11 protein-coding genes are annotated in these 13,481 nt (G+C 59.3%); all 11 read right to left on the bottom strand.

The features are described from left to right. Positions 1–126 precede the first annotated feature (126 nt). Positions 127–2,268, bottom strand: a complete 2,142-nt coding sequence (locus ACP86_RS06690; RefSeq protein ID WP_053113137.1) for a TonB-dependent receptor family protein — start codon at positions 2,266–2,268, stop codon at positions 127–129. Positions 2,269–2,462: 194 nt separating this feature from the next. After that, positions 2,463–3,749 (bottom strand): phosphoribosylamine--glycine ligase, encoded by a 1,287-nt coding sequence (purD, locus tag ACP86_RS06685; protein WP_008170931.1) that lies wholly within the window; start codon positions 3,747–3,749, stop codon positions 2,463–2,465. 12 nt (positions 3,750–3,761) lie between these two features. Further along, positions 3,762–5,342 carry a bifunctional phosphoribosylaminoimidazolecarboxamide formyltransferase/IMP cyclohydrolase gene (gene purH, locus ACP86_RS06680; RefSeq protein ID WP_053113136.1) on the bottom strand — a complete coding sequence of 527 codons (1,581 nt, stop codon included), beginning with the start codon at positions 5,340–5,342 and terminating at the stop codon, positions 3,762–3,764. Positions 5,343–5,426: 84 nt separating this feature from the next. Continuing rightward, positions 5,427–5,744, bottom strand: coding sequence for a DNA-binding transcriptional regulator Fis (gene fis, locus ACP86_RS06675; RefSeq protein WP_053113135.1), 318 nt, complete (start codon positions 5,742–5,744; stop codon positions 5,427–5,429). Then, complete coding sequence (gene dusB / locus ACP86_RS06670) at positions 5,741–6,739, bottom strand: tRNA dihydrouridine synthase DusB (protein WP_008170935.1); 999 nt, start codon at positions 6,737–6,739, stop codon at positions 5,741–5,743. Before dusB ends, fis begins: the two co-directional genes overlap by 4 nt. 224 nt (positions 6,740–6,963) lie before the next feature. Continuing rightward, on the bottom strand, positions 6,964–8,220 hold the full coding sequence (locus ACP86_RS06665; RefSeq protein ID WP_053113134.1) for a DUF3426 domain-containing protein: 1,257 nt from the start codon (positions 8,218–8,220) through the stop codon (positions 6,964–6,966). A gap of 61 nt (positions 8,221–8,281) precedes the next feature. Continuing rightward, entirely contained in the window at positions 8,282–9,178 is an 897-nt protein-coding gene (prmA, locus tag ACP86_RS06660) for a 50S ribosomal protein L11 methyltransferase (protein ID WP_008170937.1), read from the bottom strand. Between the two features lie 2 nt (positions 9,179–9,180). Further along, positions 9,181–10,527, bottom strand: coding sequence for an acetyl-CoA carboxylase biotin carboxylase subunit (gene accC / locus ACP86_RS06655; RefSeq protein WP_014578428.1), 1,347 nt, complete (start codon positions 10,525–10,527; stop codon positions 9,181–9,183). 18 nt (positions 10,528–10,545) lie between these two features. Beyond that, the gene (accB, locus tag ACP86_RS06650) at positions 10,546–11,013 is read right to left on the bottom strand and encodes an acetyl-CoA carboxylase biotin carboxyl carrier protein (RefSeq protein WP_008170940.1); all 468 of its coding nucleotides are present in this window, start codon (positions 11,011–11,013) and stop codon (positions 10,546–10,548) included. Between the two features lie 27 nt (positions 11,014–11,040). Continuing rightward, a complete protein-coding gene (gene aroQ, locus ACP86_RS06645) occupies positions 11,041–11,481 on the bottom strand; it encodes a type II 3-dehydroquinate dehydratase (protein WP_008170941.1) in 441 nt (146 codons plus the stop codon). Positions 11,482–11,797: 316 nt separating this feature from the next. Next, complete coding sequence (locus ACP86_RS06640; protein ID WP_008170942.1) at positions 11,798–13,411, bottom strand: diguanylate cyclase; 1,614 nt, start codon at positions 13,409–13,411, stop codon at positions 11,798–11,800. Between the last annotated feature and the right edge of the window lie 70 nt (positions 13,412–13,481).

The raw sequence follows: 13,481 nt of genomic DNA, 5'->3' as shown, positions 1-13,481 counted from the left end.
TCGGGCCGGAGAATGGGAATTGCTTCCCCTGCCCGGCATAAAAAAAGACCCGGCCAACGGGCCGGGTCTCATCAGTGGGCCATTCACAGCGGGTTCGCCCGGAAACCAGGCCAACCCGGTCATTCGTCAGAAATTAACGCTTAACCCCAGTGAAGCGGTGCGCGGCAGGTTCGCCATGGCGCCATCGGGCAAACGTGAGACAATTTGCTGTTCATCGAACAGGTTGTCCACTTTCAGGAAGACATCGGCACTGGCGGTCAGTGCGTAGCGGCTGATGAAATCGACCAGGAACAGGGACTCGGTCTCGTCCAGTTTCGTGGCGGTGTTGTTGCATCCCGCGCTGACACACATCTCATCGACGTAGGTGGCCACAAGGTAGTTGTCCCAGCCACTCGGGTGTTCCATGCCTGTCCGGAAGCTCATCTGGTTTTCAGGTACGTCCTTGAGCTGCTCGCCTTTTTTCAGGCCCGAAGCGGCATTGTCCTTGCTGATTTCCGCCTGGGTAAAGGTGTAGGTAAGGCTGACCGGAAGGTAGAACTCGCCTGCCCGGGTGCCGGTCTGGAGCTGGAACTCAACACCGGAAATTTCAGCCTCGCCGGTTACAAAACTGCCAGAGGTGGCGCCATTGCTGCACGGCGAGCCCACGGAACAGTTTTCGGCCTTGTTGGAGAAGTCGCTGTAGAAGCCGATCATTTCCGCGAAGAACGCATTGCCAAAGTACCGGAGGCCGGCCTCCCAGTTCTTGCTGGTTTCCGGATCTTCGTTTGCCTTGGCACCACCTCCGAGAGGGGAGAAACCCCGGTGCACGCCACCCAGAACCTGCCAGCTTTGGGACAGGTCATAGGTAAAGGAAGCGCCGGGCAGGAGTTCAGCACTGTCATTGGCGCGGGTGCTGTCGACGGTTGTGCGGCCGGGATCCGCGTATTGGGTGCGGCTGGTCTGTACATCCTCGTAGCGCAGGGCGAGGTTAACGCTGAGCTTGTCCGTCGCCTGCCAGGTGTCGAGCGCCCAGAAGCTCAGGGCTTCGCCGGTCTCAAAGCGATTATTGCTGCCCGTGGGGGCGACAGTGTTCTGGAACACCAGAGAGCCGTTGACCTGGTCATAAACATCGACCGGCTGGAAACGATCCATTTCATCTTCGTGGTAGCGGGCGCCGAAATCAAACTGGTGGCTGCCCATGTCGACATCAAAGTTTACCTGCACGCCCTCGGACAGGTAGTCCCTGGCGTTGTTTTTGTAATCCAGGCCGCTGGCGTCAACTGTGCCGTCCAGAATACCCTGGGCATTGGCGTCGCCGCCGTTTGCCGAGTCGATGATGCTTCCGCCGCCGCTGAGCTTGAACCAGTTCCGCTTGAAGTCGTTGCGATAGAGGGTGGCCGTGCTGCTTACGGTATTACTCCAGTCGAACTGATGGGTCAGGCTGATACCGGAGTGGGTATTGTTCATCTGGTCGATGCTGGACAACCCGTAACGCCGGTTCGGATCCTGGCTGAAGTCCGCATCGGTCAGGCCGAGGTAACTGGAGTTGGAGGTTTCCTCGGAGTATTGCAGCTTGGCTGTCACGCTCTGGCGCTCTCCCTGCCAGCGCAGCTTGCCGACATAGTCTTCGATATCAAAGCCGGTATCGCGGTTACTGCGGTCAATCTCCTTGAAGCCTTTCGCGGAGCGCTGGACGGTCTCAAGCAGGTAGCCCCAGTCGCCGGCCGTGTCACCATAGGTTACATGAACGTCGGTGGAGCCGCGGTCGTTGGTGACTGTCTCAACATAGCCCTGCCGCTGATCGGGAATGGGTGTGGAAATCAGGTTGATGACACCACCGGTGGTTTGCGGGCCATAGCGCAGCAGCGGGGCACCCTTGAGTACTTCCAGCGAGGACATGCGCTTCAGTGTCGGAAAATAATAGGCGGCCGGATTGGAGTAGGGCGCCGGTGCGATCAGAATGCCATCTTCCATCAGGGTAATATTACTGCTGCGCTCGGCCGTGGCGCCGCGGATGCCGATATTGGGGCGCAGGCCCAGGCCTTCTTCTTCCCGCACATAGACGCCCGGGACGGTTTTCAGCACCTGGTTGATGTCGGTCTCAACCTCGGTTTTCAACTGCGCCTCACCAACGACGTAGCCTGACCCTGGCAAGGTCTGGGCTGCGGACGCATCGCCAATGATTTCCATGGGTTCAAGCATCTGGGGCTGATCATCGCCGACTGCCCAACTGGCGCCCGGGGCAAGGCTGACAGCCACGGCCAGTGATAAGCGGGAAGGTTTAAACATGTGGTTAATCTCCATTACCATTTGTTTTTCGAAATGTAAGTGACAATCATTACTATTACGTTCGGGCGAAACTTTACGGTTCCGTAACTATAAAGTCAATAGTCAGTGCTTATGACGCAGGCAGGTGTCAGGTCAGGCGAAGAAATCCCCGGTCGGCCGGGGATTGAGAATAGGATCGGATCGGTCGGCCAGGCTCAGTGGGTCTCGCGGCCGATGGCGCGGTGGCCGATGTCCTTGCGATAAAACACGCCATCCCACCGGATCCGGGAGGCCAGCTCATACGCACGCTTCTGTGCTTCGGTGACGGTATTGCCCAGAGCCGTGGCGCAGAGCACCCGACCGCCGTTGGTAACCACCTGGTCTCCGTTGAGACGGGTGCCGGCGTGAAACACTTTCTCGCCTTCGGTCTCGGTGTCCGGCAGGCCGGAAATGGCGTCGCCCTTGTTATAGCTGCCCGGGTAACCCCCGGCTGCCAGCACGATACCGACGGAGGCGCGGTCATCCCATTCGGAATCGCACTGGTCGAGCTTGCCGTCGATGGCCGCGTCGCAGAGTTCCACAAGGTCCGACTTCATCCGCAGCATGATCGGCTGGGTTTCCGGGTCGCCAAAACGGCAGTTGAACTCGATCACCTTGGGGGTGCCGCTGTTGTCAATCATCAGGCCGGCGTAGAGGAACCCCTTATAGGGATGGCCCTCGGCCGCCATGCCGCGCACGGTCGGATAGATCACTTCATCCATGATGCGCTGATGAACATCCGCGGTCACCACCGGGGCCGGCGAGTAGGCGCCCATGCCACCGGTATTGAGACCGGTGTCGCCGTCGCCCACGCGTTTGTGATCCTGGGAGGTGGCCATGGCCAGAACGTGCTCGCCATCCACCATCACGATAAAGCTGGCTTCTTCGCCTTCCAGAAACTCTTCGATGACGACACGGCTACCGGCATCACCAAACGCGTTCCCGGCCAGCATGTCGCGGATGGCATCTTCGGCTTCTTCCAGGGTCATCGCAACGATCACGCCTTTGCCGGCAGCCAGGCCATCGGCTTTGACGACGATTGGAGCGCCCTGCTGGCGAACATAGGCCAGGGCTTCGTCCACATCAGTGAAGTTGCCGTAGCCGGCTGTCGGGATTTTGTGGCGCGCCAGAAAATCCTTGGTGAAAGCCTTGGAGCCCTCAAGCTGGGCAGCGCCGGCACTCGGGCCGAAAACCCTCAGGCCACGCTGCTCAAATTTGTCGACGATGCCTGCAACCAACGGCGCCTCCGGGCCGACGATGGTAAGCCCGACATGATTGGTGGCGGCGAAGTTGGCGAGACCGTCCAGGTCCATCACGTCGATGTCGACATTTTCCAGGCCGGTTTCCCGTGCCGTGCCGGCGTTGCCGGGCGCCACGAAAACACGGTCTGCCTTGGGGGATTGCGCGGCTTTCCAGGCCAGGGCGTGTTCGCGGCCGCCGGAGCCAATAACGAGAATATTCATGGTGATAACCCCTCAGTGCCGGAAGTGGCGCATGCCGGTGAAGACCATCGCGATGCCGTGTTCGTTGGCCGCATCAATCACTTCCTGATCGCGCATGGAGCCACCAGGCTGGATGACAGCGGTGATACCAGCCGCCGCAGCAGCGTCAATGCCGTCGCGGAACGGGAAGAAGGCATCGGACGCCATGACCGACCCTTTCACTTCCAGGCCCTCGTCGGCGGCCTTGATACCGGCAATCTTCGCGCTGTAAACACGGCTCATCTGGCCAGCGCCGACGCCGATGGTGCGACCCGCCTTGGCATAGACAATGGCGTTGGATTTGACGTATTTAGCCACTTCCCAGGCAAACAACAGGTCGTTGAGTTCCTGCTCGGAGGGCTGGCGCTCAGTGACCACCTTGACGTCCTCCATGGCCACCATGCCCAGGTCCCGGTCCTGAACGAGCAGACCACCGGTTACACGCTTGTAATCCATGGAACGGGCACGGTCGCCGTCAAACTCGCCGCACGCAAGCAGACGCACGTTCTTCTTTGCGGCTACCAGTTCCACTGCTTCCGGAGCAACGGTCGGCGCGATGATCACTTCCACAAACTGGCGATCAATGATGGCTTTGGCAGTTTCCGCATCCAGCTCACGGTTGAAGGCGATGATGCCACCAAAAGCCGATGTGGGGTCCGTGGCGAACGCCAGGTCGTAGGCCTGACGGATATCGGCGCCGATCGCCACACCACAGGGATTGGCATGTTTGACGATCACGCAGGCCGGATCCGCGAAAGGCTTCACGCATTCCAGGGCGGCATCGGTATCGGCCACGTTGTTGTAGCTGAGCTCCTTGCCCTGAAGCTGTTTGGCCGTGGCCACGCAGGCTTCCTTGGGGTTGCGCTCGGCGTAGAATGCGGCGCGCTGATGCGGGTTTTCGCCATAACGCATGTCCTGGACCTTCACGTACTGGGCGTTGAAGGTGCGGGGGAAATCAGCGTTGTCGTTATCCGGCGTGCGGCCGCCCAGATAGTTGGCGATGGCGCCATCGTAGCCAGCGGTGTGCTCAAACGCTTTTACGGCCAGATCGAACCGGGTGCTGTAGGTCAGTTGGCCATCGTTGGCCTCCAGTTCCTTGAGGACCCGGCTGTAATCACTGGCGTTGACCACGATGGCGACGTCGTTGTGGTTCTTGGCAGCAGCGCGAACCATGGTCGGACCGCCGATATCAATGTTCTCGATAGCGGTCGCCAGATCACAGTCCGGCTTTGCAACGGTCTCCTCGAAGGGGTAGAGATTGACCACAACCATATCGATAGGGCTAATGCCACGCTCGGACATCACCGCATCGTCAGTGCCCCGGCGCCCGAGAATCCCGCCATGAATCTTCGGGTGCAGGGTTTTTACACGGCCATCCATCATCTCGGGAAAGCCGGTGTAGTCGGAGACTTCGGTTACCGGGATGCTGTTTTCTTTCAGGAGCCGGTAAGTGCCACCGGTGGAGAGCAGCTCAACGCCGCGTTCGGTCAGGGCACGGCCGAAATCGACGATGCCGGTTTTATCACTCACGCTGATCAAAGCGCGACGGACGGAGGTGTTAGCCTGGTTTGCCATGGGTCACTTTCTTCGCTGGAGATGAACGAATAAGGGCCTCGCGAATGGTGTCCGGGAGGCCCTCTTCAAATCAGGGTGTCTGGATTATAGCAGACCGTACTGCTTCAGCTTTTTGCGCAGGGTCCCGCGGTTCAGGCCCAGCATGGTGGAGGCCTTGGTCTGGTTGTTGTGGGTGTATTTCATCACCTGTTCAAGCAGCGGGGCTTCCACTTCGGAAAGCACCAGCTGGTAGACCTCGGTCACCGGAGCGCCGTCCAGTTGGGCGAAGTAGTTTTTCAGGGCGACCTCAACGCTGTCGCGCAGGGTGACGGTGTTGCCGCTGCTGTTCACCGTCTGCAACTGATGGATATCATCGTTGGCCGGGGTGCTCAGGTTGTCGTTTGCCAAAGTCTCAGCGCTCATGCTGCGAATACCTCTCCATTTCGTAAGCCTGCAAAATACCGTTGAATCGTGTCTCTCTGCTCCAGCGCATCGTCGATCGCGTTGAAGCGTTTGCGGAACTGTTTACCCGGATCGTGGGACTGCAGGTACCAGCCCACGTGTTTTCTGGCAATACGCACGCCCATGGTCTCACCATAGAAAGCATGCAACGCCTGGAGATGCTCGGTCAGAATTTCCTCGACCTCATCAAGCTCCGGTGCGGCCATGTGGCTACCGGTTTCCAGGAAATGCCGGATTTCCCGGAAAATCCAGGGGCTGCCCTGGGCAGCGCGGCCAATCAGCAGGCCGTCGGCGCCGGTATGGCGAAGGACGTCCCGGGCTTTCTCAGGCGATGTAACATCCCCGTTGGCAAACACCGGAATGCTGATGCGGGATTTCACATCGGCGATGGTGTCGTACTCGGCATTGCCCTCGTATTTGTCCGCACGGGTCCGACCGTGAATGGCCACTGCCTGAATGCCGGCATCCTCCGCCATTCGGGCAATAACCAGTGCATTGCGGTTTTCCCGGTCCCATCCGGTTCGCATCTTGAGGGTGACTGGGACATCAACCGCCTGAACCACCGACTCCAGAATGTCGCGAACCAGGGCTTCATCTTTCATCAGGGCGGAACCGGCGGCCTTGTTACAGACCTTCTTGGCCGGGCAGCCCATATTAATGTCGATGATCTGGGCGCCGAATTCCGCATTCTGACGGGCGGCATCGGCCAGCATTTGCGGATCGCCGCCGGCAATCTGCACCGAGCGGGGCTCAGGCTCGCCTTCATGGTTCAGGCGGGTCTGTGATTTGCGCGTATGCCAGAGTTTGCTGTCCGCTATGACCATCTCCGACACCGCCAGACCCGCGCCCAACCTCCGGCACAAAAGACGGAAAGGGCGGTCTGTCACGCCAGCCATGGGCGCAACAATCAAGGGGTTGGGCAAAGTGTACGGCCCGATTTTTGCCGTTGGCAGCATGATCTGAGTCCGTGTCACAGCGGGTTAAGCAAAGGTCGGGCTGAGCGGTTGTTCAATAAGTAACCGATCCAGCATCCGAAGGGCGGTAATGATACCGCCGGGTGGACAATGATTGAAGGGGCTGGGCGGTGAAAAAACTGATTATTTTTCGCCCTTTCTGGTTGACTTTTGTTCTGTACGATGACCGTCGGGAATGGCTGTCGAGTGAATACTTGCTTACGGCATCAGGGTGCGTGGGGGCGGAAGAGGATGTTGTAATTCACCGCGTCACGGCCCGGATCCCGAATGTTGATGGCAATGCGAACGGGAGTATCCGTGGGCATGGCGTCCAGCTCCCGACCTTCGCCGGCCAGGTACTCCTCAGGCGTGAACAGACTCTGTGCCACCACATCGCCATTCAGGTTGGAAAAGGTGAGGGCAATGGCGGGAAAGGGTTGCTCGAAGTCGGCCCGGTTAATGATCACGGCATCGACCACCAGTTGCGAGCGATTATCCGGATCGGTCCGCACCACCAGTTTCCGGCTCTGGATGGCTTCCACATTGGTCAGCGGTTTGAGTTCGCAGCCGGCCAGTTCACAGCCTTTCTCATAGAAGGGGCGCAGCTCGGGGATGGCCGACAGTCGATCGAACTGGAACCAGGTTACCTGGGCGATCAGAACACCGATCAGACCCAGTACAATCACGCTCCACACGATCGTGCGGACGCCACTTCCACCGGAATCGACAGCAACCGGCTCCCGGCGTAGATCCCGGAAGGGCGGGTCGGCATGGAACGCGTCGGCCGGTCGCTCCGGCTCATCAAAATCGAAACCGGATTCGTCCACAAAGTCATCGAACGGATCAGAATCTTTGGCCGGCCCGGTCGCCGCGGAGGAGGGTGTTCCGGTCTGCTCAAACACCGGTTCTTCCTCCAGGCTCAGCTCAGGGCGAGGTGCTGGCCTCGGCTCCGGTTCGGGAGAGGTGTCTTCAGGTTCCGGTTCGGGGGCAGGCTCGGGGCGCTGGGGGGCAGAAGGTTTTCGGGATGCTGGCTCGTCATCCTGAAGAATGGCTTCGGCCCAGCTCTCATCGACTTGCTCATCGGGGCCGTCGGTGTCAGCGTCTTTGTAATCTGTTTCGTCGCGCTCATCAAAGCTGCGGAAACTATCGCTTAACTCGTCATCGGAGAAGGTCAGCTTGGTGCCGGCGTAAGGCCCTTCCGCCGCATCTTCTTCCGGGTTATCGGCGAAGACAAAATCCTCCTCGCTGACGCCGGAGCCGGAGGTAGAGCCGGCAGGCGATGATGCACCTGCGGGTTGTGCCGGGGTGGCGGGGGTTCGTGGTTTCTCGCCACCGCCTGGGATAACCTGGTGCTCAATGGCATTGAACACCTTCATGCAGTTCCCGCAGCGCACTTTGCCCTTGGCAATGCCAAGCTGTTCTTCGGTTACCCGGAAGCGGGTCTGGCAATTCGGGCACTGTGTCTGCAGGCTGCTCTGGGTCATGCTTCTTCCTGAAAGCGACTAGGCTACGAGTTTCGGAGTTTAGTCGTTAAGACCGGTTTCGTCATCTGTCGTGGCGCCGTCCTGTGAGGCGTATCCACTCTTCCCGCTGCTCGGGCTCGTCCATGACGAACCATGGCTCATAGGCGGCCATTACTTCCCGGGCCTGGTTAGACAGGATGCCGGACAGCACCAGATCGCCGCCGGGCCTGGTCCGCGAGGCAAGATGGGGAGCAAGGCCGATCAGGGGCTGGGCCAGGATGTTGGCAAGCATGATGTCGGCTTTGGTCTCGGGCTCGTTGTCTGGCAGGAACAGGTCCAGCTTGCTGTCTTCGACACCGTTGCGGCGGGCGTTTTCCCGGCTGGCTTCGAGGGCCTGCGGGTCGGTATCGACACCAATCACATGGTCTGCGCCAAGGAGCAGGGCCGCAAGGCCGAGAATGCCGGAGCCACAGCCGTAATCGATCACCTGCTTGCCATGGGGATCCTGGCCATCAAGCCATTCGAGGCAGAGGGCCGTGGTTGGATGGGTGCCGGTACCGAAGGCCAGACCGGGGTCCAGCATCAGATTCGCCGCATCCGGGTCAGGTGCGTCATGCCAGCTCGGGACGATCCAGAGCCGCTCGCCGAATTTCAGGGGCTGGAAATCGTCCATCCAGGCCCGTTCCCAATCCTTGTCCTCAACCAGAGTGACGTCGATTTCCGGAAGGGCCTGCTGGGTTTGCTGGTGCCAGGCATCCCGGATATCGGCGCAGAGCTGCTCGATATCCCGGCCGGAATCGAACAGCCCGGTCACCGTTGTCTGGCTCCATAAAGGGGTGGTGCCGGGGTCCGGCTCATAGAGGGGCTGGTCGGCGGCATCTTCCATGGAGACGGCGTCAGAGCCCATCTCCATGAGCAGATCCTCCAGCTGATCCGCGTTGTCCGGATCAGCCGGGATCTGGAGTTGTATCCAGGGCATGATTAATCCCGCATCAGTTTCTCAAGGTAGTGGATGGTGAAGTCTACCTGTTTAAAGCCACCATCGCGTACCAGTTTCCGATGCAGTGGTTGATTGGTCTTGATGCCCTCGACCACCAGTTCGTCCAGCGCGTTCTTCATCCGGCGCCGGGCAATGTCCCTGTCGTCGCCCCAGGTGATCAGTTTGGCCACCAGGGAATCGTAGTAGGGGGGAACCGTGTAACCGCTGTACAGGTGAGAATCCACCCGCACACCATTACCGCCCGGGGCATGGAAGTGTTTAACCTTGCCGGGGCTGGGGATAAAGGTTTTCGGATCCTCGGCGTTGATCCGGCACTCCATGGCGTGGCCGGAAATCCGGATGTCGTCCTGGGTGTATTGCAGCGGAAGGCCGCTGGCAATGCGGAGCTGTTCGCGGACGATATCAACACCGGTGACCATCTCGGAGACCGGATGTTCTACCTGGACACGGGTGTTCATTTCGATGAAATAGAACTCGCCGTCCTGATACAGGAACTCGAACGTACCGGCGCCCACATAACCGATTTCCTTACAGGCATCGGTACAGGCTTTCAGGGTGCGTTCCCGGGATTCCGGATTGATGTTCGGAGCCGGTGCTTCCTCTATTACCTTCTGGTTCCGGCGCTGCATGGAGCAGTCGCGATCGCCCAGGTGAATGCAGTTGCCATGCATGTCGGCAAGTACCTGCACTTCCACGTGACGCGGGGCTTCCAGGAACTTCTCGAGGTAAACCGTCGGGTCGCCGAAGGCATTTTTGGCCTCGCTCTGGGTGATCTGGACACCCTTGAGCAGGGCCGCTTCAGAATGGACCACCTGCATCCCGCGGCCGCCGCCACCGGAAGCCGCCTTGATCATGACGGGGTAGCCAATTTCCTTGGCAATCCTCAGGGTCCGCTCTTCATCGTCGTCCAGCGGGCCATCGGAGCCCGGCACGGTCGGAACGCCGGCCTTGATCATGGCGTTGATGGCGGACACCTTGTTGCCCATCAGCCGGATAGTCTCGGCCTTGGGGCCGATGAAGCGGAACCCGCTCTTTTCCACCTGTTCGGCAAAATCGGCGTTCTCGGCAAGGAAGCCGTAGCCGGGGTGAATACCCACGGAATCGGTTACCTCGGCGGCGCTGATGATGGTAGGGATGTTCAGGTAGCTGTCGGTCGCGCTGTTCGGGCCAATACAGACAGACTCGTCGGCAAGCCGTACGTGCATCAGGTCGCGATCGACCTGGGAATGCACTGCCACTGTCTTGATGCCCAGCTCCTTGCAGGCGCGCAGAATCCGGAGGGCAATTTCACCCCGGTTTGCGATCAGAACTTTTTCTAACATGGCCATGAGTAGCTATCACCGCGTTCAGGAAATGACGACCAGGGGCTGGTCAAACTCAACCGGCTGGCCATTCTCGACCAGGATGTCCTGGATGGTGCCGCTCTTGTCGGCCTCAATCTGGTTCATCATCTTCATGGCTTCCACGATGCAGATGACATCACCCACATTGACGGTCTGGCCAACTTCCACAAACGCCTTGGCGGTGGGCGAGGGTGAGCGATAGAAAGTGCCTACCATGGGAGACTTCACGCTGTGTCCGGCCGGGGCCGCTGGCGCAGAGGACTCTTCCGAAGCCGGAGCGGACGCTGCCGGCGCCGGAGCTGGCTGCTGGGCAGGCGCTGGCGCAGGGTAGTGGCTCACGTACTGGGTGCCGGCAGCCGGTTCACGCCGGCGGGAGATGCGTACCGAATCGTCGGCCTCGTGAATCTCCAGCTCCTCGACGTCAGATTCCTCGAGCAGCTCAATCAGTTTCTTGATTTTACGAATATCCATAGTCAGTCCAGTCCCGTTTTGTCAGGTCTATCGGTGAATGCGTTTCAGGGCTGCCTGGAGTGCGAGGTCGTACCCCTGGCTACCCAGCCCACAGATAACGCCTTCGGCGATATCCGAGAAATAGGAGTGATGCCGGAACGGTTCCCGGGCATGCACGTTCGAAAGATGCACTTCTATAAATGGAATTCCCGAGGCCAGCATGGCGTCGCGCAGGGCAACGCTGGTATGGGTGAAGGCGGCGGGGTTGATGATGATGAAGTCCACGCCTTCCGCCCGGGCCTCGTGAACCCGCTCAATCAGTTCGTATTCGGCATTTGATTGCAGGTGCAGCAGATGATGCCCATGCTCTGCTGCCAGTGAGCGCAACCGGTCGTCGATGTCTGCCAGTGTCTCGTAACCATAGACCTCCGGCTCGCGGGTACCGAGCATGTTGAGGTTGGGTCCGTGGAGCACGAGAATTGTCGACATGGTTCTGTCTGCCTTGATGTCTTTTTACAGGATCGCCGATTTTAACGGCATGTTCCCCCAATGGTGCGTGCTTGTTTTGTTCAGATCAACACTTTTTGACAATCGTTCCTGTTGTCCATTGGTCGTAAAAAGCCGGCAAATGAATCGAAACGGGATCTTTCCGCTGATGACAATCATTGTCGTGAACGGCGGAACGAACTTCCATACGACGTTGGTTTCATAAAAGGTAGCAGCCGGGCAGTGACTGAGCCATGCCCGACCGAAAATTGTCTGAAAAGTCTGGGGGGAGGGATTCGGGCCGCGGCACGGCCCGGATTCAGGAATCTGCCAGGGTTACGCAGTTGCGGCCAAGCTCCTTGGAGCTGTACAGCGCACGGTCGGCCCGCTCGCACAGTGCCTGGGAAGTGTCGTCGTCCCAGGCTGCGATGCCACAACTGAAGGTGACATTGAATTCCCGGTCGCCGGCCGGTTGCTGCAACTCGGAGAATCGCTCCCGGATTTCATTGAGAACGTTCCGGGCATCGCTCGGACGGGTGTTGGGCAGGATGATGGCAAATTCCTCACCACCGTAGCGTCCGATGTGGTCGGTCTTGCGCAGGCGTTGTTTGAGGAACATCGACAGGCTGCGCAGTACCCGGTCGCCGATCGGGTGGCCAAAGGTATCGTTCACCTTCTTGAAATAGTCGATGTCGATCATCGCAAAGCACAGCGGCTGTTGTTTCTGGCGCGCCCGCACGATCTCCTGGTCCAGCAGGTGGAGGGTGTGGGTGTGGTTGAACAGGCCCGTCAGGCTGTCGCGAATCATCAGGGCCAGCAACGAGCGGGCGCGTCGCCCGCGATTGTGGATCGTGGCAATCAGGTGTTTCGGGTCGATCGGTTTGGTCAGGAAGTCGTCGCCGCCCAGGCTCATGGCATGGAGCTGTTTCGTCACGTCTTCCTCGGCCGAGAGGTAAATGATGGGCACGCTGTGAAAACGGTCCTGCTGGCGGATCACCCGGGCGATTTCCATGCCCGTACAGCCCGGCATATACATGTCCAGGATGATGATCTCCGGCGAGAACTCCTCCAGGGCGTGGATGATCTGCATCGGGTCGGTGATGATGTGGGCGGTCATACCCGCTTTCTTCAAAACCGTTTCCATATATTTCGCCTGGGCCCGGGAATCATCCAGAACCAGGACCTTGTAGGGCTCCACGGTGTTGCCGTGGGTGTAGGTCTCGATCTTTTCGATCAGTTGCCCCGGATCGACAGCAGGGTAGAAGAACTCTTCCCCGCCGCAGCGGGAAGCCTGCAGACGGGTCTCGATAGAACCGTCCTCGTCACTCATGAAAATAATCGGAATCGGCGTATCGTGTCGTTCCTGCAGGCGTTCGATGGTGGTAATGCCGGCATTGGGCGAGCCGCCAAAATTGACGTCTACCAGGATGGTTTCCGGCTTGTGCAGTGCGCAGGCTTCGGTCAGTTCATCGGCATTGGCAAAAGCGGATGCCCGGAAGCCGAAGAATTCCAGCTGCCGGATCAGGCGGGCTGCCATTTCCTGGTTGGCCAGGGCAATGTAAACCGGGGTTCGACGAAATTGGTGGGGCGCTTCAGAACTGTTGAGGTCGGTCCTGCGCAGAGTGCTCTGGGACAAGGTCTCGATGGCATCCTGCAGTTGTCGCTCGAGGCTCTCGTTCAGGGCAGATCCGGGTTCCCACTGGTTGATCAGCGCCAGCGTGGTCTGACCGGCCCGGGCGTGGCTGTCCATTTCAAACCGCTGGGCGTAGCGCACCAGTTTGTCCGTAGCCGCGGCGAACTCGTTGCGGTGGGCCGAAGCCTTGTCCCGGTCCTCGTGAATTTTCTGCCAGGTATCCAGAACAACCCGGGCCTGGGTTGTCACACGGCGTGCGAAATGCTGCCTGAGTTTTTCTTTCTGGCTTTCGTCGTTCATGTTGCTCGGGCCTGTCTCTTTTTCATTATTGGTCGTCCTTTCCCGGTGTGGACGATTTTTCAACCTTAGT

The organism is Marinobacter sp. CP1, assembly GCF_001266795.1.
Classification (GTDB): Bacteria; Pseudomonadota; Gammaproteobacteria; order Pseudomonadales; family Oleiphilaceae; genus Marinobacter; species Marinobacter flavimaris.
This window is presented reverse-complemented; position numbering and strand designations above follow the sequence as displayed.